23 protein-coding genes are annotated in these 19994 nt (G+C 65.7%); 15 read left to right on the top strand and 8 right to left on the bottom strand.

Annotated features, from left to right (window positions below):
* Positions 1–26: 26 nt before the first annotated feature.
* Genes PCQ86_RS06930 through PCQ86_RS06895 form a run of 8 tightly spaced genes read right to left on the bottom strand, consistent with a single transcriptional unit; the run spans position 27 to position 7265 of the window.
* Complete coding sequence (locus PCQ86_RS06930) at positions 27–2651, bottom strand: AAA family ATPase (RefSeq protein ID WP_011804675.1); 2625 nt, start codon at positions 2649–2651, stop codon at positions 27–29.
* A gap of 9 nt (positions 2652–2660) precedes the next feature.
* Positions 2661–3386 carry a CBASS effector endonuclease NucC gene (gene nucC / locus PCQ86_RS06925; RefSeq protein ID WP_003050273.1) on the bottom strand — a complete coding sequence of 242 codons (726 nt, stop codon included), beginning with the start codon at positions 3384–3386 and terminating at the stop codon, positions 2661–2663.
* Between the two features lie 38 nt (positions 3387–3424).
* Entirely contained in the window at positions 3425–4327 is a 903-nt protein-coding gene (locus PCQ86_RS06920; protein WP_011804674.1) for a CBASS oligonucleotide cyclase, read from the bottom strand.
* Positions 4327–4827 carry a type III CBASS phage resistance system CD-NTase-associated protein Cap7 gene (gene cap7, locus PCQ86_RS06915; protein ID WP_011804673.1) on the bottom strand — a complete coding sequence of 167 codons (501 nt, stop codon included), beginning with the start codon at positions 4825–4827 and terminating at the stop codon, positions 4327–4329. Before cap7 ends, PCQ86_RS06920 begins: the two co-directional genes overlap by 1 nt.
* The gene (gene cap8, locus PCQ86_RS06910; protein WP_011804672.1) at positions 4824–5294 is read right to left on the bottom strand and encodes a type III CBASS phage resistance system CD-NTase-associated protein Cap8; all 471 of its coding nucleotides are present in this window, start codon (positions 5292–5294) and stop codon (positions 4824–4826) included. Before cap8 ends, cap7 begins: the two co-directional genes overlap by 4 nt.
* Positions 5291–6205, bottom strand: a complete 915-nt coding sequence (gene cap6 / locus PCQ86_RS06905) for a CBASS system CD-NTase-associated protein Cap6 (protein WP_003050256.1) — start codon at positions 6203–6205, stop codon at positions 5291–5293. The genes cap8 and cap6 overlap by 4 nt, the downstream gene beginning before the upstream one ends.
* Before the next feature lie 17 nt (positions 6206–6222).
* Entirely contained in the window at positions 6223–6798 is a 576-nt protein-coding gene (locus PCQ86_RS06900; RefSeq protein ID WP_003153636.1) for a PIN domain-containing protein, read from the bottom strand.
* Positions 6795–7265, bottom strand: coding sequence for a helix-turn-helix domain-containing protein (locus tag PCQ86_RS06895; RefSeq protein WP_003050245.1), 471 nt, complete (start codon positions 7263–7265; stop codon positions 6795–6797). Before PCQ86_RS06895 ends, PCQ86_RS06900 begins: the two co-directional genes overlap by 4 nt.
* Positions 7266–7468: 203 nt before the next feature.
* Between PCQ86_RS06895 and PCQ86_RS06890 the strand changes: the two genes are divergently transcribed.
* From PCQ86_RS06890 to PCQ86_RS06820, 15 genes are all read left to right on the top strand, one after another.
* A complete protein-coding gene (locus PCQ86_RS06890) occupies positions 7469–7852 on the top strand; it encodes an integrative conjugative element protein, RAQPRD family (protein WP_011804671.1) in 384 nt (127 codons plus the stop codon).
* Positions 7849–8082 carry a TIGR03758 family integrating conjugative element protein gene (locus tag PCQ86_RS06885; protein ID WP_270175142.1) on the top strand — a complete coding sequence of 78 codons (234 nt, stop codon included), beginning with the start codon at positions 7849–7851 and terminating at the stop codon, positions 8080–8082. The genes PCQ86_RS06890 and PCQ86_RS06885 overlap by 4 nt, the downstream gene beginning before the upstream one ends.
* A 16-nt stretch (positions 8083–8098) precedes the next feature.
* Positions 8099–8458, top strand: coding sequence for a TIGR03745 family integrating conjugative element membrane protein (locus tag PCQ86_RS06880; protein ID WP_003090173.1), 360 nt, complete (start codon positions 8099–8101; stop codon positions 8456–8458).
* An 11-nt stretch (positions 8459–8469) separates the two neighbouring features.
* On the top strand, positions 8470–8868 hold the full coding sequence (locus tag PCQ86_RS06875; protein WP_009516221.1) for a TIGR03750 family conjugal transfer protein: 399 nt from the start codon (positions 8470–8472) through the stop codon (positions 8866–8868).
* Entirely contained in the window at positions 8865–9557 is a 693-nt protein-coding gene (locus tag PCQ86_RS06870) for a PFL_4703 family integrating conjugative element protein (protein WP_009516220.1), read from the top strand. Before PCQ86_RS06875 ends, PCQ86_RS06870 begins: the two co-directional genes overlap by 4 nt.
* Positions 9554–10462 (top strand): TIGR03749 family integrating conjugative element protein, encoded by a 909-nt coding sequence (locus PCQ86_RS06865; protein ID WP_009516219.1) that lies wholly within the window; start codon positions 9554–9556, stop codon positions 10460–10462. The genes PCQ86_RS06870 and PCQ86_RS06865 overlap by 4 nt, the downstream gene beginning before the upstream one ends.
* Positions 10452–11882 (top strand): TIGR03752 family integrating conjugative element protein, encoded by a 1431-nt coding sequence (locus PCQ86_RS06860; protein ID WP_011804670.1) that lies wholly within the window; start codon positions 10452–10454, stop codon positions 11880–11882. Before PCQ86_RS06865 ends, PCQ86_RS06860 begins: the two co-directional genes overlap by 11 nt.
* Complete coding sequence (locus PCQ86_RS06855) at positions 11863–12312, top strand: TIGR03751 family conjugal transfer lipoprotein (RefSeq protein WP_009516217.1); 450 nt, start codon at positions 11863–11865, stop codon at positions 12310–12312. Before PCQ86_RS06860 ends, PCQ86_RS06855 begins: the two co-directional genes overlap by 20 nt.
* Positions 12312–15203, top strand: a complete 2892-nt coding sequence (locus tag PCQ86_RS06850) for a conjugative transfer ATPase (protein ID WP_024766751.1) — start codon at positions 12312–12314, stop codon at positions 15201–15203. Before PCQ86_RS06855 ends, PCQ86_RS06850 begins: the two co-directional genes overlap by 1 nt.
* 24 nt (positions 15204–15227) lie before the next feature.
* Positions 15228–15992, top strand: coding sequence for a DsbA family protein (locus PCQ86_RS06845; RefSeq protein WP_220638721.1), 765 nt, complete (start codon positions 15228–15230; stop codon positions 15990–15992).
* Positions 15993–16171: 179 nt separating this feature from the next.
* Complete coding sequence (radC, locus tag PCQ86_RS06840; protein ID WP_003119996.1) at positions 16172–16666, top strand: RadC family protein; 495 nt, start codon at positions 16172–16174, stop codon at positions 16664–16666.
* A gap of 163 nt (positions 16667–16829) precedes the next feature.
* Positions 16830–17276, top strand: coding sequence for a TIGR03757 family integrating conjugative element protein (locus PCQ86_RS06835; protein ID WP_011804667.1), 447 nt, complete (start codon positions 16830–16832; stop codon positions 17274–17276).
* The gene (locus PCQ86_RS06830) at positions 17273–18220 is read left to right on the top strand and encodes a TIGR03756 family integrating conjugative element protein (RefSeq protein WP_121382470.1); all 948 of its coding nucleotides are present in this window, start codon (positions 17273–17275) and stop codon (positions 18218–18220) included. Before PCQ86_RS06835 ends, PCQ86_RS06830 begins: the two co-directional genes overlap by 4 nt.
* 9 nt (positions 18221–18229) lie before the next feature.
* On the top strand, positions 18230–19624 hold the full coding sequence (locus PCQ86_RS06825; protein ID WP_009518521.1) for an integrating conjugative element protein: 1395 nt from the start codon (positions 18230–18232) through the stop codon (positions 19622–19624).
* Positions 19621–19980 carry a hypothetical protein gene (locus PCQ86_RS06820; protein ID WP_009518522.1) on the top strand — a complete coding sequence of 120 codons (360 nt, stop codon included), beginning with the start codon at positions 19621–19623 and terminating at the stop codon, positions 19978–19980. The genes PCQ86_RS06825 and PCQ86_RS06820 overlap by 4 nt, the downstream gene beginning before the upstream one ends.
* The last annotated feature ends 14 nt before the right edge of the window (positions 19981–19994 follow it).

The raw sequence follows: 19994 nt of genomic DNA, 5'->3' as shown, positions 1-19994 counted from the left end.
CACTGCTCTGCAAAGCCGTGTGCCGTTCATCGGTTCTGCAGGGTATCAAGAGCAGCATCCAACGCCGTAACCGCCTCGACGACCGTTCTTACCGTCGCCCGATCGAACTCATGATCGCGCTGAGCGTCGTGCACACCGCTATTGAGGTAACCCCATTCAATACTCGTACCGCTGACATTGAGCAGCCTGACCAACGCCCCTACGGCATCCGGCGCACCCGCATGTTGCGCCGCGATACGCTCGACGGCCGACCGCAACTTGGTGCATTTATTGTTCAGCTCCCAAGGCGCGCGGGGCCCGCTCAGCTTGATGTCGATCCGGCCGTCCGCCCGCCGACCCAGCCACGTCCACAGGCGGTCCGTCAGACTCTCCAGCGCCGGCCGGGCCTGGCGCAGTGCCTCGCGTTTCTCGTCAGCCGCCAACGCCTGCTGGGCCAGAAGAACATAGTTCTTCGCTGGCGGGTCGCTGTCGACCCGCAGTTCGTGCTCTCCCTGATGCGGGAGAAACTTGTAGCGCTTGATGGCCGCGGCGCGGCGCACGCCCAACTCCTGCTGGATGCGGTGCAGGAACTCCTCTGCGTGCGAGGTGAGGATAACCTGCTTGCCGTGGAGCAAACCGTCCTCGAAGAAGGTACGCCAGATGCCATCGCGATGGTCGTCGTCTATCGCATTGACGACGTCATCGAAGATGACCACGGGGCAGCCCTGCGCGAGGTTCTTGGCAAGCAGAATCGCCAGACCCAAGCATTTGATGTGCCCTTCGCTGAAGACGATCAACGCGTCGTAGCGCACGCCCGGCTCGCCGGCGAACTCCACCTCGATCTTGCCGTTCTCGGCCACGGGCAACCACAGCGCGTGCAGCAGATCGCCGGGCGGATCGGCCCGGTTGAATGCGTTGTAGAGATGGCGGGCTTGGTCTCCCAGCCCCTGTAGCAGAACCCCCGGCAGAGCGGTCAGGTATGCCTGAATCTCGGGTAGGAAGCCGTCGTAGGCGGCCTTGACCCGCTGATGGTGCACCACCACCGGCATTTCGTCCGTGGCCGCCTGGATTAGGCCGCGGTTCGCGTCGTCGAACTGGGCCACGGTTTGGCGGGCGGCCGCCAGCTCCTGATCCGCAGTCGTGCGCATGGTCCGCAGCCGTTCGATCTCCAGCTGATGCTGTTGCAGGCGGTCCCGCTCCTGGGCCATCGCGCCGCGCTGGGCATTCACGTCGCGCGCCTGCGCGTCGAAGCCTTCGATGATCTGTGCGATCCGTAAGAGGGCTTGCCAGGCGCGCTGGTCCCCATTCACCCAGCCGCCGAGCCAATTGCCCGCCGACGTGGGAGGCAGCAGTGGCAGGCCCGCGGCCTGCGATTCGGCAGGACAAGCGACCCCAGCCGCCGCCACCACGCGGCGCATTTCGTCCCACAGCGCTCGGACCGCCTCGCTCAACTGCGTCCGATGCCCGGCCTCTTGCTGCTGCAGGACGGCCAGTTGCGCGAGCTGCTCCAGGCCCATTCGCGCCCTGGCGAACGGGTCCTGCGCCACGGCGGCCAGTCCGGTTCCACATGCCGGACACGCGGTCGCCCCGTCCGCTAACGCTTGCACGGCCTCGTAGAGCTTCGCGTACGACACCTCGCCGGCGCGGGCCGCGAGTTGCGCGGAAGACGCTTGCCACAGTCCCTGGACGCGGTAGGCCTCTGCCAGCAACGCTTGCAGGCGGGCCTGGGTCACCTCGTGAATGGCAGGCGGGTTGGCGTCCAGCTGAGCCTGGACATACGGTAGCCGTCCTTGCTGCTGCGGCGTACCCAGCAGCCAGTCCACGCAGGTTTGATAGGTCGCGCCAGGTGACATGCGCTGCGCCAAAGCTTGTTCCAGGCCCTCGACCGCTGCGATCTTCTGCGGGTAGGCGGCGATGGTCTGTTCGGAGTTCGCCAACTGCAGGCGACGCTGCGCCAGCTGCGCCGCCTGCACGCCGGCAAGCATCAGGTCCTGATCGAGCGAGGGGTTGAAGCCGCGCACGAACTCGCTGAACTGGTCCACGCCGAACAGGGTGGCGATGAGCTGGCGCTGATCGCTCGGGGTCCGCGCGGCGATTCGGGCGAAATCGTCGAGGCGGTTCTTCTCGATGAAGCAGAAGCGATACTCAGCTTCGTCGGGCTGGACGGCCTGCGCTTCGCCCGCCGCCGTAGACGACAGGACTGGCGCGATGTGGCGGCGCAGGCGAGCGTTGTTGCAGTACGTCCGCTGGTCGACCCGCTTGGCCTGCGCTTCGCTGATCGAACCGAGCATCGCCACTTCCAAGGCTTCGCAGAAGCTGCTCTTGCCGGTGCCGTTGGCACCGTAGACCAAGGTGATGTCATGGCTGAGGTCGAACGTCTCCTGCCGCATGAATCCTCGAAACGGCCCGACTTCGAGCTGGTGCAGTCGCCCGAGCGCCGGCCCGTTTTCGGGGCCGCGCGCGTCCCCGTCGTAGGCGACAGGCATCTGCGCCAGATGCGCGATGGCCAGCGGCGCCAAGCGCGTGGAGCGCCCCCGGCGTGCAGCACCGACCTCGGCCAGTGGCTGCAGGTGATCGAGCACCAGGTGCGCCAGCCGGCGCACGTCGTCGTGCACGTGCCGCTGCGTCAAGTGCGCCAGGAACCGGTGGTACTCCGAACGTATGCTTGCCACAGCGACCCCTCACTTGGTCAACCACTGACCGTAAGCCTCCACATCGATCATGGGGACCGTTCCACTGAACTGAAGCTGCGCGATCAGCTTGAAAAGAAACGCGGTCGCCGGCTTGTTTTCGTTGGTGTAGCTGTACGCGCCGCTGGCTTGGTCATAGAAAAAGTGCCCGTGGGCGGCAACGCATCCGATGTCCAGACGCCCCTCGGTGAGGTTTGCATTCAGCGCCTTGTCCATGGATGGGCCCAATGCAGGACTCCATTCGCTCTCGAAGGTGAGCAAGCCACCCAGAATCGGAATCAACGGCTTCGCTGGGTAGGTCCCGCCAGCGTGCGGGATCGGCAGGCTCGTGCGGTGCAGCCTGCGCACACTGGCGACCTTCTCCTGGGCATAGGCCACAAGCCCCGCGTCAGCCGTCTGCTTGGCCTCGAACACGGCGTACACGCTTTCGGCTGGAATGATCGTCTCGTTCTCGTAGGTGAAGATAAAAGGCGAATATTGCCGATCAAACACCACCACATCGATCTGCTGGCTGAAGTTCCCCAGGCTGTCCACCACATGCGCCTTCGCCGCCTGGTACCGTTTGGGCAGATAGGTATCCAGCATGTCGATCCAGACATTCTCGCTCGCATCCCCCTTCGTACCCGGGTGACCGAAGGTCTTGCGTACTACGGACAAGCGCTGCTGGATGTCTTCATGCAGGGACGACAGGAGCTGGGAAAGCGACCACTGGGACATGCTGTACCTCGATGGGACGTGTATGGAAGCCGATGGAATCAGGACAGTGGGAACTTGGGGCCAAACAGTGCGCGCCAGGCGCGAAGCGCTTCGATATTGCGACCACGACGCGCGTGGTCGATGGCGATGCTTGCGTCCTGGCTCGCCTGGAACAGCAGCTGCTGCGCGCGCTGCTTGCGCGCGGCATCCATATCGTTGCTGATCGCCGGGCCAAGTCCGGCGGGATCCGGCCACTCGTCATGAACACGATCGGCAAGCGTGGCAAAGAACGACTGGATCTCGCGATCGAACGATCCTCCCCAGCCGCCGTAAAGACACTCAAGGGCCATTACCTCGATCAGGAACGAGGGCTTCACCGGCTTCTGATCGCCGTGCTTGGGATTGTTGTTCCAGTACTTCACCATGCGCACGAGACCTTTCCACTCATTGGCATAGGCTTGGTGCGCTGCGGTCGCCTTGTCCTTATGGATCTCCGGGTCCGTCTTGATCCACTTTCCGGACGCCGTATCGGGGATCTCATACTGGTCGCCGGTGTCGAATGCGGGCACCGCATCCACGCTGACCACCCGGTAGTCCGTGTTGTCCTCCGCGTCGATGTGAACACCGAAATCCACGTTGATCGAGCGCGCCTGTTTGCGCACGGCCGCCGAACCGTATTTCTCCACCAATGCAGAGTGGAAATCATCCAGCACTACCGATGCGGCCTTGCCGTGGTAATGCTTCTCCGAGTCCTTCAGCACGAAGAAGATGTCGATATCCTTGAGCGGCTTCGTCTTCGTGTATCGAGCATAGGACCCGGTCAGGAAGCTGCGCGCAATGCCGAACTTGGTCTGCAGGTAGTCCCGCCCTTCGTTCTGACGTTGCGAGGCATTCTTCTGTTCGCGTTCGTTGAGTTCCAGACGCGACTTGAACTTGCGAAAAGCTTCATCGATCGACAGCATCAGCGTTGCCTCCAATATCCGGCCTGACCCGCCAGGCCGCTGTGTTCGACAGTCGAGCCTAGGCTCTGCTTGACCATTCCATCCGTCGAGCGATAACTTCCTTTGCTCCACCCCTCCACATCAGGCCGCCCTGGCTTTGTATCGAGCATTAACTTGTACTTGGCCTGCGATGGCAGCAGCCCAGCTTTCTTGATCGCGTACTTCAACTGCTCGGTATCTGTCCAGAAGCTGCCGTCGCCATCGGACCACCCATACACGATGTCGATATCCCATCGGGTCACGAGTTTGTCGGCTGCCGGGTTGTAGATCTCCAGAATCACCTTGCGCAGATCACCGGTCCCGAGCCACGTCTTGATGGCTCGGGTATTGCTCTCCCAGCGATCCGCGAAGTGCTCGGGGTCCAGCCCACTGAGCAGGATGATGTCTTTCAAGCTCTTGAGGATGTTGTCGGTCACATAGGTAACCGAGTGCGTGTACGAGTAGGTGGCGACGGTGCTCATGACTTGAGGAAACCTCCGAGGTCGAGCGACAGCGCTTGCCCAGCATCGGCCTGCGCCTGCGTGGCAATTCCTTGGCTCAAGTCCCGTGCAATGATGCGAGAACTGTGCTTTTTGAGCGCGGTTTGCACCCAGCCGAGCTGCTCCTTCGGACACGGCAGCGAGACTCCCCAGTCTCCCTTCAACGGCTCGAACCCCAAGACATCTTCGTTGGCATCATCACCATCGATCGCGTCTTCGTCGAAGAGGCAGTAGATCCTGGTCCGTGGTCCATCGCATGTCGCAACGATGGGCGCGCTCTTGGGTGCCTGGTCGGCGATCAAGCTGGCGGCCACGCCCGCCACGGCCCTGAGTTCAGAGCGAGCCGTGCCGTCCTTGCCCTGAGTGAGCAGTTCGACAATGGCATCCCACGTCTGCAACGCATCGCGGTGCGGCGAGCTGCGAAACGTCCGGCTGACAACGGTGGTCATTTTTGCTTCCCTCCTTGAAGGCGCATTTGCTTTGCCTGTCGTATCGCACTGCGCAGGTGCTCTACGGAAAGCTTGTTCGGATCGATAGCCACTTGCGGGTCGGCCGCGAGGGCGTTGGCTACGACCTTGCGAATGGCCCGACCATCCAATCCGACGCACTCGCCAGCGCACGCGTCGAACTGGTGAGCCGAGGAAAGCTTGCCAATCCCCGGAAATGTCTTTGCCAGGCCATTCAGGCAGTCCACCAGGATCTGCTTGCAGGCATCCTTGCCTGGCAGTGGCACCTCCATCACCATGTCGCAACGAGATAGGAAGGCACTGTCGACGGCCTGTGGGAAGTTGCTGGTGGCCACGAACAGCAGATGCGGGTTGCGTTCGGCCAACATGTCCAACTGCACCAACACCGCGTCGGTGGCCCGGTGCACATCAACCGGGTTGGCTTCCAGGCTGAGCTTGGCTCGATCAGCCGCAAGCGTTTCGACCTCGTCCAGAAGGACGATCGTCGGGCCCGCCGCTGCGGATTCTGCGATCGATTGCGAGAACAGGTCTGCCACGGCGCGTTGAGTCTTTCCCATTGCAGAGCTCGTCAGCGTGTGAGGCTCCACTTCCAGCAATCGAAACTTCGCAGAAGAAAAAGATTCGGCCACACGATGCGCCAAGCCCCGTGCCAAGGAGGTCTTCCCAGTCCCCGGCGGGCCGACCAACAAGATCACGCCGTGCAGGGGGAGTACCGTGCGCTCCACCTTGGGGCGCACCGTGAAGTTGACGATCGCTTGTGACAGCAACTGTTTTTTGATGGCTTCGTCCATCACGATCGAATCCCACAAGTCACCCAGCGACTTATCCGGCAGCTTCCAGCTTCGATGGATGCCTTTCGGCAAAGTGGCGTCTGATGAAGGATTCTTGGTCATCCGTGGCTCTCGGCGGGTCAGAGAATGGTGCGATAGGTCGCCAGCACCTTGGTCGTTTGCACAAGGCCTTGGCGCAGCAGGATTTCGAGATAGCGGTCCACATCGATCGGCGGATGCTTGAGTTGGGCACGCTGGCGCTGCGCAGCCGACACTACGGCGGCCGCATCCAGATCCAGCAGGTTGTCCACAAACTCATCGGGGTGCTGCGATTCGATGCCGTACGGAGCCAGCAGATCGTTCGGGAAATCACGTTCGTTGAACGTCACAATCACGCTCGCACCGCAGCGAATCGCCGCAGCCAGGACGTGCCGATCGTTCGGATCGGGTAATGTCAGGCCTGCCACGAGCGCTTCGTAGCCCTCCACCAAGCCGTCCGGAATGGCCCTGTCCATGAGATCCGACGTCCTGTCGACCTGAACCCGGGTGAGATCGGGGCGGTTGATCAACAGATTGCGTTTCCACTCCTCATGAATGGCTTGGCTCCACCGCGCCCGGAAGCGGCCAGACAGGCCGAGCCACATCAGGAAATCCCGCAGTGGCGCGGGATATAGAACGCACGCGTCGTAGACGGCGGTGAATGGGGAATGCCTCATTCGTATCCCATTCCCAACTCTTGCGACTGCTGAGCGAGTTCGGCCATCGCCTGCTCACTGGCGCGCTCGCGCGCTTCCTTGTACTGCATCAGATCGGCGAACCTCACCCTGCGGTGCTTGCCGGTGCGATGAAATGCCAACACCCCATCTTCTAGCAGCTTGACGAAATGGGGACGGGACACGTTGAGCAAGTCCGCCGCCTCTTGGGTCGTCAGCTCTGCATGGACGGGCACCACCTTTACTGCATTGCCATCGGCCAACTCGGCCAGGATGTCGACCAGCAGGCGTAAAGCCGAGGTAGGCAGTTCCACCTGATGAGCCTGTTTGTGGTCATCAAAGATCTGGATGTGCTGCGTCTCGAACTGGGTTGCGAGGTAAGCCGCCAAGGCACGTTGACCCTGGACGGCTGCCTTAACCTCTCCCGCGGCGGGAAGGGTCATCTTGGATTGGGCAGTGGCGGTGGTCATGGGTAGCTCCTAAGCGAAAACGGTTGCAGAGCCGATCATATTCGAAACACTCGAAAAACGCAATAATCGAAACTCGACCCGGGCTTTTGTAGGTTCGCTCGCGGTATGCCCAATCCGGTCGTCCGCCAGTTCCTATTGTTTGCGGCCTAAAACAGCCCTGATCTCCACGATCACCCCATTGCTGATCACACAGGAATGGCGCGATGGTGGCTTCGATCTGGCTGCGCGCCGCGCATCGCGGCGTGCCCACTTTTCTCGTGACGGCCCTCCTGCTGGGTCTGTCCCAGATGGCCTTGGCCGAGTCTCCGGCACAGCGCCAGAAGCTGGTCGCCGCACTGCGCCAGCTCGACGCGCTGGAGCGCACCGTCGCGGACAGCGCCGCGCATGCCCCCATCCAGCCGGGCGAGCGCTACCACTTCGACTACCCGCGGCTGCTGGCTGACCTGGCGCGCGTTCGCGCCGGCATCCAGTTTCACCTGACGCCATCGCGCGCTCAGCCGCGCGACCCCTCCGAACTGGCCGGCGACTACCGCACCGAGCGGGCGGCCGAGCCGCTGCCGGCGACGACTGCGGGGGGCAAGCAATGAACGGCGCCCAGGTCTCGGCATTTCAAGCCAACAGCGGCATCGCGCCTTCCGCAATGGCGACCGTCCTGGTCGGCGTCGTGTTCGCGGTCCTGCTCGTGTGGGGCGTCTGGGCCATCCGAACGGCCTACGTGGGGTGGTCCGAGAGCCGCCTCAACCAGCGCCAGTTCCTCGGCGTCTGCATCCGCTTCGTCGCGATGTACCTCGTCCTGAGTTTCTTGCTTCTGTCCTGACCTGAAAGGCCCGACCATGCACAACCGCAACCTCACTTCCCGTTTTGCCCAGCGCGCCGCCGTGGCCCTGGGCGCCGCCGCGCTGCCCGCGCTGTCGTTCGCGCAAGGTCTGCCGCAATTGGAGAACCCCACGCGCGGCACCGGCAACGGCATCATGGAGACCATCCGCAACTACGGCTACGACATCATCATGCTCGTGGCCCTGCTGGTGGTGGCGTCGATGTTCATCGGCGTCTGCTACCACGCCTACGGGACCTACGCGGAGATCCACACCGGCCGCAAGACGTGGGGCCAGTTCGGCCTCACGGTCGCCATCGGCGCCGTGCTGCTGGTGATCGGCATCTGGCTGCTCACCGAAGCTACCGGCATCCTGTAAGCGAGGCCGGTATGTCCGAGCAGCAGCACGTCCGTGCGGACGGGACCGTGACGTTCCTTCCGCACCGGCTCAACCGCCATCCCGTTGTCGTGCGCGGCCTCACCGCCGATGAACTCTGGATTTGCTGCGGCCTGTCCGGCGCCGCCGGCCTGCTGGTCGGCGCGCCCCTGTCCTGGGTGTTCCGCACGATCGCGCTGGCGCCGACGTTCGTCGTCCTGGGTGTGGCGCTCGGCGTCTTCATCGGCGGCGGCATCCTGCGCCGCCTCAAGCGTGGGCGTCCCGACACTTGGCTGTATCGACAACTGCAATGGCGCATCGTCACGCGCCATCCGCTGATGGCAGGCTGGGTTGGTGGCCATGTGCTGATCTCGCGCTCGGGCTTCTGGTCCACCCGCAGGAGCATGCGATGAGCCGCTTCAAGAACGAGATCGCCCACCTGCAGGCGCACATCAAGACCTTGCGGCTGGGCGCGGGCGCGCTGGTCGTCGTTGCCCTGGTCATGGGCGGCGGCTGGTGGAGCGCGCCGCGCGACCTGACCATCCACGTCCCGCCCGACCTGCGCTCTGGCAGTACCCGCAAGTGGTGGGAGGTGCCGCCCGAATCGGTCTATGCGTTCACGTTCTACGTGTTCCAGACGTTGAACCGCTGGCCGACCAATGGCGAAGAGGACTACCCGCGCAACCTCCACACGCTCTCGCCGTACCTCACCCCATCCTGCCAGGCCTTCCTGCGGGCGGACTACGACTACCGCCGCTCCACCGGCGAGCTGCGCCAGCGCGTGCGCGGCATCTACGAGATTCCCGGCCGCGGCTATGGCGACGACCCCACGGCACGCGTGCGCACCGTGTCCGACCGCGACTGGGTGGTGACGCTGGACATCACGGCGGACGAGTACTACGGCGCCGAGCAGGTCAAGCGCGCCCTGGTGCGCTATCCGATCAAGGTCACGCGGGTGGATGTCGATCCCGCCCGCAACCCGTTCGGCCTGGCGCTGGACTGCTACGACGGCGCGCCCCAGCGCATCAGTGCACCGGAGCCGACGCGCCCGGCGCCGAGTGGCCTGTCTCCGCAAGCGCCTCAAGGAGGAAACACCCCATGAAGCACCCTGTACTCGCGCTGCTGGGACTGCTGGCCGTGGCCGCGGCACCCGTCGCCCATGCAGTGGAAATCCTGCGCTGGGAGCGCATGCCGCTGGCAGTGCCGCTGAAGGTCGGTCAGGAACGCATCGTGTTCATCGACCGGGACGTGCGCGTGGGCGTGCCCGCGGGCGTGGGCGAGCGCCTCCGCGTACAGAGCGCGGGCGGCGCGGTGTACCTGCGCGCCAGCGAGCCGATCGAGCCCACGCGGTTGCAACTGCAGGACGCCGACACGGGCGCGCTGATCCTGCTGGACATCGCGGCCGAACCACCCAAGGACGGCGAGGCCGAGCTGGAGCCGGTGCGCATCGTCGAGGGCAGCAGCACTCCAGCGCGCTACGGCGATCAGGCAGGCGGCGCCGACGATGCCCCAGCACGTGCCCAGGCAGGTGCTCGGACCGCGCGGCGCGAAACCCCGGTCCCTGTCGTCCTGACGCGCTTCGCCGCGCAGAACCTCTACGCGCCGTTGCGCACCGTGGAGCCGCTGCCGGGCGTCATGCGGGTCAACCTGCCCCGCGACCTCGACCTGGACACACTGATGCCAACGCTGCCCGTGCGCGCGGTCGCGCTCGCGTCGTGGCGCCTGGAGGACCAGTGGGTCACAGCCGTGCGCCTGACCAACGGCAGCGGCGGCTGGATCACGCTCGACCCGCGCGTGCTGCAAGGCGATTTCCTCACCGCCACCTTCCAGCACGAGGCGCTGGGCCCGCGCGGCACGCCCGAGGACACGACCGTCCTGTACCTGGTCACGCGCGGCCGCGGCCTCGCGCAGTCGCTGCTGCCGGCGATTCACCGCTTCGACCCTGCCCTGCATCTGCCGCAGCCGGACGGCGACGAGAACACCAAGGAGGCCCGCCATGCGCAGTAACGGCCTGCTCAAGTGGCTGATGATCCCTGTCGCCATCCTGGTGCTGTTCGTCGGTATCCGGCTGTTCTCGGGTGGAGGCAGCACGGCGCCACCCGCGGAGGACAACGGCGCCCAGCTCACGCCCGATGAAATGAAGGCTCTCGGCATCGAGGGCGATACCCCGCGCGACACCGTGGCGACCTTGGTGGCGCAGGTGAAGCAGTTGCGCACCGAGCTTCAGACCGCGCTCTCGGACAACAAGTCCCAGCGTGAAGAGAACCAGCGGCTGCGTCAGCGCGAAAACTCCATCGACCAGCGCATCAACTCGGCGCTCGAATCCGAGCGGTCCAACCTGCGCCGCGACCAGGAGCAGGCGGCCAGCGCGCGCCAGCAGACCGAAGGGCTGCTCGCCGACCTGCAGCGGCGCCTGGACAGCATCGGCGGGCGCGGCGGCGGCCATGCGGACCTGCCCGTGGGCTTGGGGCTGCAGGGCGGCGACGAGGCCGGCATGGAGGGCGGCGTGCGGTGGGTCGAGCCGGACGACGCAAAGCCCGCCGAGGGGCGCAACGGGGGGCGTGGCGCGAGCGGCGGCATGAGCTTCCCCACGAGCTTCGGCCCGGCGCAGAGCACGCTCGAAACCACCGCGGAAACCGTGGCCAACGCGGGCGCCCGCGCCGCCGGGGTCAAGAGTGCCAAGCCGGTCTATACCGTGCCGACCAACTCGACGCTGATGGGATCGGTGGCGATGACGGCCCTGATCGGCCGCGTGCCGATCGACGGCACGGTCAACGATCCCTATCCGTTCAAAGTCCTGGTCGGGCCGGACAACCTGACCGCCAATGGCATCGACATTCCCGACGTGGCCGGCGCCGTGTTCAGCGGCACCGCCTCGGGCGACTGGACGCTGTCGTGCGTGCGCGGTCAGGTGCGCAGCATCACGTTCGTCTTCCACGACGGCACGATCCGCACGATCCCCGAAGACCGCGAGGGCAACCAGCAGGACAACCAACAGCAGAACTCTCAAAGTGGGGGCTTGGGCTGGATCAGCGATCCCCACGGCATCCCGTGCGTCAGCGGCGAGCGGCGCAGCAACGCCCAGCAATACCTCGGCTCGCAGGCCCTGATCACCGCGGCCGGTGCCGGTGTGGCCTCGCTCATCGAGAGCGACAGCGGCCGCATGTCCTATGTCGGCTCGGACGGCTCCATCGGCACCGTGGGCATCACCGGCCAGGAAGCGGTCGGCCAGATTCTGGCGGGCGGCGTGCGGGACATGTCGGCCTGGGTCAACAAGTTGTACGGCCAGGCATTCGCCGCCGTCTATGTTCAGCCCGGCGCCAAGGTGGCCGTCCACCTCGAAAAGCCGCTCGCCATCGACTTCGATCCCGAAGGCCGCAAGGTCGATCACCGCGCAGGAAAAAGCCATGCACTCGAACTTGACTAACCTGGCCCGTGGCCTGGCACTGGCCCTCGCCGTCGCGGTGCTTGGCGGCTGCGCCACCAGCAAGGAAAAGCTGCTGACCCACGGTGACCGCACGATGATGGACATCTGGCAGCAGGAGGCCGGCGACGGCGGTGGCGCAGCCGGACGGAACGCCGGCCGCCAGCTGCTCGACGCGCGCCAGAGCCTGCGTCGGCCCCTGACCGACGCCGACGTGCAGGCCGCACCTGTCGAGCAGATGCGCTACACGCGCACCGCGCGCAATGAGGTCCACCGCCAGTTCCAGCGCCTGCCCAATCCCGATCTCGTGATGTACGTGTACCCGCACCTGGCCGGCACCGATCCCGTGCCGGTGCCCGGCTACACGACCGTCTTCCCGCTCTACCAGCGCATCCAGTACGCGATGCCGGGCGAGCGCGTGGAGGACTACTGATGCGGTGGAAACTCCCATGGCCGAAGCTGGCCGGCGCCGGCTCCAGTAGCCCGGCCAGCGATGAGCAGCCGGACAGCTGGCAGCGCCACGTCGAGGCCTTGCGCCAGGCCGGCATCCCCGAACCCGGTTCGGCAGTCCACGGCCGCAAGCCAGCGACCGTGGCCGACGAGCAGGCGCTGTACGACGTTGCGCCGTCCTTCGTGGAACTGCTGCCCTGGGTGGAGTTCATGCCCGAGTCGAAATCGATGCTCCTGGAGGACGGCCAATCGGTGGCGGCGTTCTACGAGCTGGTGCCGCTGGGCACCGAAGGCCGGGAACCCGGCTGGCTCGCGCATGCCCGCGACGCCCTGGAAAACGCGCTTCAGGACAGTTTCGATGAACTGGACGAGAACCCGTGGGTGCTCCAGCTCTATGCCCAGGACGAACCGAGCTTCGACCAGTACATGCAGACCTTGCGCGATTACGTGCAGCCACGTGCGCGCGGCTCGGCGTTCACCGAGTTCTACCTGCGCTTCTTCGGCCACCACCTGCGCGCTGTGGCCAAGCCCGGCGGCCTGTTCGAGGACACGGTGGTCACGCGGCTGCGCTGGCGCGGCCAGACGCGGCGCGTGCGCATGGTGGTGTACCGCCGCGCGAGCGGACAGGGACAGGCAAACCGCCGCGGCCAGACACCCGAGCAGATGCTGGGCATCGTCTGCGACCGCCTGTGCGGCGGCCTGGCGAACGCCGGCATCCAGGCCCGGCGCATGGTCGCGGCCGACGTCCACGACTGGCTGCTGCGGTGGTTCAACCCGCGCCCCACGCTGCTCGGGCCTGGGGTGGAGGACCGGGAGCGCTTCTACGCGTTGGCGCGCTATCCGGACAGTACCGAGGAAAGCGAGGCCGGCGAGATCGAGCTGGCGAGCGGGCGGGATTTCAGCCAGCGGCTGTTCTTTGGGCAGCCGCGCTCGGACGTGGCGCAAGGGGCCTGGTACTTCGACGGCATGCCGCACCGCGTGCTGATCACCGACCGGCTGCGCATGCCGCCCGGCACCGGGCACCTGACCGGCGAGACCCGCAAGGGGGACGCGATCAACACGCTGTTCGACCAGATGCCCGAGGACACCTTGATGTGTCTCACGATGGTCGCCACGCCGCAGGACGTCCTCGAATCGGACCTCAACCATCTGGCGAAGAAAGCTGTGGGCGAGACGCTGGCGTCGGAGCAGACGCTCAAGGACGTGCATGAAGCCCGCTCCCTGATCGGCAGCGCGCACAAGCTCTACCGGGGCACTCTGGCGTTCTACCTACGCGGGCGCGACGAGGCGGAACTGGATCGGCGCGGCCTGGACCTCGCGAACGTGATGCTCAACGCCGGCCTGCAGCCGGTGCGCGAGGACGACGAGGTGGCGCCGCTCAACAGCTACCTGCGCTGGCTGCCGTGCTGCTACAACCCCGGCCAGGATCGGCGCCGGTGGTACACGCAACTGATGTTCGCCCAGCATGCGGCGAACCTGTCGCCGGTGTGGGGCCGCGCCCAGGGCACGGGGCATCCCGGCATCACGATGTTCAATCGCGGCGGCGGCCCGATTACGTTCGACCCCTTGAACAGGTTGGATCGGCAGATGAATGCCCATCTGTTTCTATTTGGCCCCACCGGCTCGGGGAAGTCCGCCACACTCAACAACCTGCTGAACCAGGTGACGGCCATCTACCGGCCGCGGCTTTTCATCGTGGAAGCCGGCAACAGCTTCGGCCTGTTCAGCGACTTCGCGCGGCGCCTGGGCCTGACCGTGAACCGGGTCAAGCTGGCCCCCGGATCGGGCATCAGCCTGGCGCCGTTCGCCGACGCACGCCGGCTGATCGAAACGCCCAGCGACGTGCAGACGCTCGATGCCGATGCCCTGGACGAAGACCTGCCACCGGATGCCTCGGCCATGGAGGCGGATGAGCAGCGCGACGTGCTCGGCGAACTGGAGATCACGGCACGGCTGATGATCACGGGCGGCGAAGACAAGGAAGAAGCGCGGATGACGCGGGCCGACCGCTCGCTGATCCGCCAGTGCATCCTCGACGCCGCCGAACATTGCGTGGCGGAGAAGCGCACCGTGCTCACGCGCGATGTGCGCAATGCACTGCGCACCCGTGGCCAGGACCCGACGTTGCCCGAGATGCGCCGTGCGCGGCTGCTGGAGATGGCGGACGCGATGGACATGTTCTGCCAAGGCACGGACGGCGAGATGTTCGACCGCGACGGCACGCCGTGGCCCGAGGCCGACATCACGCTGGTCGATCTGGCGACCTATGCCCGCGAGGGCTACAACGCGCAGCTCTCCATCGCCTACATCAGCCTGATCAGCACGGTGAACAACATCGCCGAGCGCGACCAGTACCTGGGACGGCCGATCGTCAACGTGACCGACGAAGGTCACATCATCACCAAGAACCCGCTGCTCGCGCCCTATGTCGTGAAAATTACAAAAATGTGGCGCAAGTTGGGCGCCTGGTTCTGGCTGGCGACGCAGAACATCGACGACCTGCCACGTGCAGCGGAGCCGATGCTCAACATGATCGAGTGGTGGGTGTGCCTGTCGATGCCGCCGGACGAGGTGGAGAAGATCGCGCGCTTCCGCGAACTCTCGCCGGCGCAGAAGGCGCTGATGCTCTCCGCACGCAAGGAAGCGGGCAAGTTCACCGAGGGCGTCATCCTCTCCAAGAGCATGGAAGTGCTGTTCCGCGCCGTGCCGCCAAGTCTCTACCTCGCGCTCGCGCAAACCGAGCCCGAGGAGAAGGCAGAACGCTACCAACTCATGCAGCAGCACGGCGTCAGCGAGCTGGATGCCGCCTTCAAGGTGGCTGAGAAGATCGACCGGGCACGTGGCATCGAGTCGCCGACCCTGGACCTGCCCTGAATCTGCCGTACACCGGAGAACGCCATGGAACAGAAACGTCCTTCCATTCCGATGCAGGTGCAGGCGTTCCGCCGTCGGCACTGGCGGCCCAGCTGGCCTTGGACAGTGGCCGCAGCGCTGGTTGCACTGCTGCTGATCTGGCTCGTGTCCCGTTGGCCCGGGCAGTCCACGCCTCAGACTTCAGCGCCAGTCAGCGAGACGCAGGTGGCTGGGCCTCCGTGGCAGATGGGCAATCCGGAAGGACGCTTCACGCTGACGCTCTACGCGGACCTCGAATGCCCGTTCTGCCGGTCCTATTTCCCACTGCTCAAGCGTTGGGTGGCTGGCAATGCGGACGTGACCTTGCAATGGCACCACCTGCCGTTGGCCGCACACGAGCCGGCCGCTTCGGCCGAAGCGCGTCTGGCGGAATGCGCGGGCGAAGCCGGCGGCCGCGCCGCCTTTTGGCAAGCCGTCGAGTGGGTCTATGCCCACACGCGCAGCGACGGCCAGGGCTTGCCCGAGGACCTGCACTACCCCGACCTTACGCCAGCCATCGAGCAGTGCATTGCGAGCGAGCGGCCCGACGCGGCGATCCGCACCCAAGCTGCGGAAGCCACGAACAGCGGCGTGACCGCCACGCCGTCGCTGCGGTTGCACGATCGTGGAACCGGCAAGGCGATCCTGCTGCAGGGTCCGATCGAGGGCGATGCCTTGCTGTCGGCCATGGACATGCTCGCCGCCGGCGATCCCGCCGCCACACCCACATCGGAAATGCCTGCCGACGTTGTCGGCGACATGCCCAGGTAGCCCCGGTCTTCAAGGCTACGGCGCAGTCCACTGCGCTGACCGAAACCCGTTCGCCTCGCATCCTGGCCGCGAACGGTCACTGCAATCGCGGTGATGGATGCATCTTTTCATTCTCATCCCCAGGAGGGCTTGCCCTCCCAGGGCGCGCGCCCTCCGATCTCACCGTCTGGAGGTTCGCCATGTCTTTCGTCGTCAATGACTCCTGCCTGGAGTCGCTTTCCGCCATCGCTGCCCAACACGAGGACTGGATCATCCAGCAAGCCATCGTGCTGCTGGAGAGACGGATTTTCAAAGCTGGGCCGTGCCTCAGCCGACCGGCCGCTGTGCGGGACTACCTGCGTCTGAAACTGGTCGCCGAGCCCAATGAGATATTCGCCGCTGTGTTCCTGGACAGCATGCACCAGGTGCTGGCCTACGAGCCGTTGTTCAGGGGCACGATCAACTCGACTTCGGTCTATCCGCGTGTCGTCGTACAGCGTGTGCTGGAGTTGAATGCCGCCGCGGTGGTCTTCGCCCACCAGCACCCCTCGGGTATCACCGAGCCGTCAAGCGCGGATCGCATGCTGACCCAGCAACTGCAAGCCGCACTCGCGCTCATCGATGTGCGGGTACTGGATCACATCATCATCGGCCAGGGCGCCCCGTTCTCCTTTGCGGAGTCCGGCCTGCTGTAAAGGTTGCACTGCTTCGTTGATCAGCGCGGAGGCTTCGGCCTCCGCTTTTTCTTCGTGGCGACACAAGCAGCTATGCGGGGTGGCCGCGATGCGCATTGTTTGTTGGGCCCGCATGGGGTTCGGCGTTTGACTATGGCCCTGATCAACTTCCGGGGCGCATGACATGCCAGCAGCTTTTATCCGGTTCGCACCAAGCTGGCGAACCCTTGGCCTGGCCGTAGCGCTGCCGGTGTCTCTGGCGGTGTTCAGCCCGGCCACCTTCGCCGCCGACGTGGTGGTCGTCACCGACAGCCGCCACCCGGTCAAGACCATGGGTGGCGAGCGACTGATCGAGTTGGACGAAACGCCCCGGATGGAGGCCGAGCTTTCCGCGAATCTTCCAGCCGACCCTGAGCGGGCAGCAGCCATCGTCCGGCAAGGCCTGAACCAGGGAGGCGCCGACCTTCAGCGCCGCATCGCGATGGCCTACCAAGGCGTGACCGACGCATGGAGTTTGGGTGTCACGACCATCCCGGCCGTGGTGGTGGACCAGCGCTATGTGGTCTATGGCGAGCCGGACGTCGCCCGCGCCATCGCGCGCATCAAGCAGCACCGGAGGGCGCAGCCATGACGCGCCCATTCGATCTGCTGCGCCGCCTGCGCGTGCCCGTGGCCTCGCTGCTGCTGGCCACCGCCACAGGCAGCTACGCCTTGAACACCGCCACGATCGTCTCGTCCGTCATGTCGCCGGACTGCCTGGAGTACCGGGTGGTGGGCATCTGCTACTGGCTGTACTGCACCTATGGCGGCTGCTCGGTGCGCACGTCGGTCAAGGTCAGGCACTACGTGCCCGATGCGGTCGTCTCCAGCTACAGCAACACCGGCGAGAACCCCTGGGTCGAGGTGCAGGCGATGAGCACGCCCAATCCCTCCGCACAGGCCGGCGGCGATGGGACCACTAACGAAGACCACGAAAACAACCTCGCCAAATTCAAGAACAGCGATGTCATCGGCCATCCTGGCGGGGAGGTGTTCAACCAGTTCGCGTCGTCCTCCGGCTACTTCTGCCAAGGCGCGGGCACGGCCTTCATGCCGTATCTGCTCAGCACCCTGGACACGCTGGCCTGGCGCTACAACGTGCCCGAGATGGCCTACCCGGAGGCGTTGATTCCGGGCATGCGTGAGGTCGGTGCGCGCACCACGATGAACCTCTGGGGCAATGTCTATCCACGCGGTGGCTTCCTGCACCAGACCGACGACCACAAATCCGGGGCGGTGGTGGCCCAGCGCGCGGGCGATGTCGTCACGCGCCGCGGGCAGTTGCACGTGTACCAGCCACTGCTCGCCAACGCCCGTGACGGCTACTGGCCGGCCGGGGCGCTGGTCGAAGGCGATACCTCCACCGGGAAGTGGCAGGAGCTGACCCCTCGTCTGTCGAACACCTGCGTGGTCTTCCCCCACAGCGGCACGCTGACCCAGGCCCAGCAAGGCGACTACGCCTGGGCGCTGTGGCGGCCGTATGCCTGCTGCGAACGCCGCGGGCAGGTGTTCCTGGGCAGCGTCGATTTCCTCTGAGGTGCCACGATGAAGCGTCCTGAACCGATGAACCTTTCCGCCAAGGCGTGCTACTTGCTGCGCCCGACGGCGCTGGCCGGCACGCTCGCTCTGGTCTGCGGCCTGGCGTGGGCGCAGGTCGGATACCAGAACAGCGGCCCCGTCATTGGCGATGACGTCATGTACTCGATCGGAGGCGGCAGCGCGGTGTCCATGGGCCGCGCGGCTGGCATGCGCTCCATCGGGGTCGGCTTGGGGTGGAACAGCAACCTGATCTGCGGCGACATGAGCATCCAGACCACGCTGCGCAACCAGCTCAACGGCATCACGAACGGCTTCCAGCAGATCATGAGCAACGTGATCCAGAGCGCCACCAGCGCGGTGGCGTCCCTGCCGGCGCTGATCATTCAGCGCGCCGATCCCGGCCTGTACAACCTGCTGACCAACGGCGTGCTGCAGGCGCGGCTGGACTTCGACCGCTCCAAGCTGACGTGCCGCGCGATGGCCGAGAAGATGGCCGAGACGGCGGGCGGCCAGCTTGGCTGGAGCCAGATGGCCGAAGGCATGGCCCTGCGTGACGCGGTTGGCAGCAACGATGCCGTTTCGGCCGTCGAGCAGGCTGAGACGCGCCGCGGCAACGACGGCGTTCCCTGGGTGGGCGGCAGCAATGCCGGTGGCGCAGGCCAGTCCGCCATTCGGGTGGTCGGCGACGTCACCCGCGCGGGCTACAACCTGGTCAACGGGCGCGGCGTGACGGACACATCCTCCATCGCGCCCGCCAGTTGCGCGAGCCTGTCCTGCCAGACCTGGACGTCGCCGCAGCAGGCGACCGAATGGGCCACCCGGGTCCTCGGGGAACAGGTGCAGCGCACGTGCGATTCCTGCACCAAGACCGAGACGGTGCCCGGCGTCGGGCTGACGCCGCTGATCCAGGAGGAGTACGAAGCCAAACTGGAAGTCTTGCAGGAACTGGTTTCCGGCGTGCGCAACACCACCTTCGAGAACTTGCGCGAGGCCGGCAGCACGTCGCTGCCGATCACGCGCGGCGTCATCGAGGCGCTGCGCGACGAGCCGGACCAGGACCTGCTGGCGCGGCGCCTTGCGTCCGAGGTGGCGCTGTCGTCGGTGCTGGAGAAGGCCTTGTTGCTCCAGCGCACGCTGCTCACGGGAAAGAAGGAGCCCAACGTGGCGGCCAACGAGTTGGCGGTCGAGGCTGTGAACCACGAGAGCGACACGCTCGACCGGGAGATCCGCAACCTGAAAACGGAGCTGGAGCTGCGCCGCGAGCTGGCGAACAACTCGCCGATGGCGATCATCCAGCGCCATGGTACGCGCGCGGCCGGCTCGCGCGGCATCTACGAGGGCGATCCGGTGCCCGACCGCCTCGACCAGTTGCAGAAGGGCAATCCGGGAGTCAGGCCATGAGCGCAATGCGCATGACCTGGCGCCCCTTGCGCTGGCTGTTCAGCCGGCGCGCGGCGAAAGCACTGCTGTGGGCGGTGGTGATCGTCGCCGCTGCGGTGGGGGCCAACGTCGCCGGCATCTACCTGGTCGGGAGCGTGGCCGGCTGGGAGCGGTGGCTCGCGGCCGCATCGGGCTACTTCTTCGTGTGGCGGTTGTGCCTGTACGGGGCGACGGCCTATGGCTGGGTCTGGATGCGGCGCCGGCTGCTGGTACGTGAGGACGACGCCCAGGCGCGGCGCCGCCTGGTGCGCACCGAGGTCGCGGGCGTCGTCGCCATCGTGGCGCTGGAAGCCAGCCTGCTGATGCAGGCCGGTTGAGGGGAGATGGCGCG

The organism is Diaphorobacter sp. ED-3, from assembly GCF_027625375.1.
Taxonomy (GTDB): Bacteria; Pseudomonadota; Gammaproteobacteria; order Burkholderiales; family Burkholderiaceae_C; genus Diaphorobacter; species Diaphorobacter nitroreducens.
The sequence above is the reverse complement of the archived record's forward strand: the minus strand, read 5'-3'. Positions and strand labels throughout refer to the sequence as shown.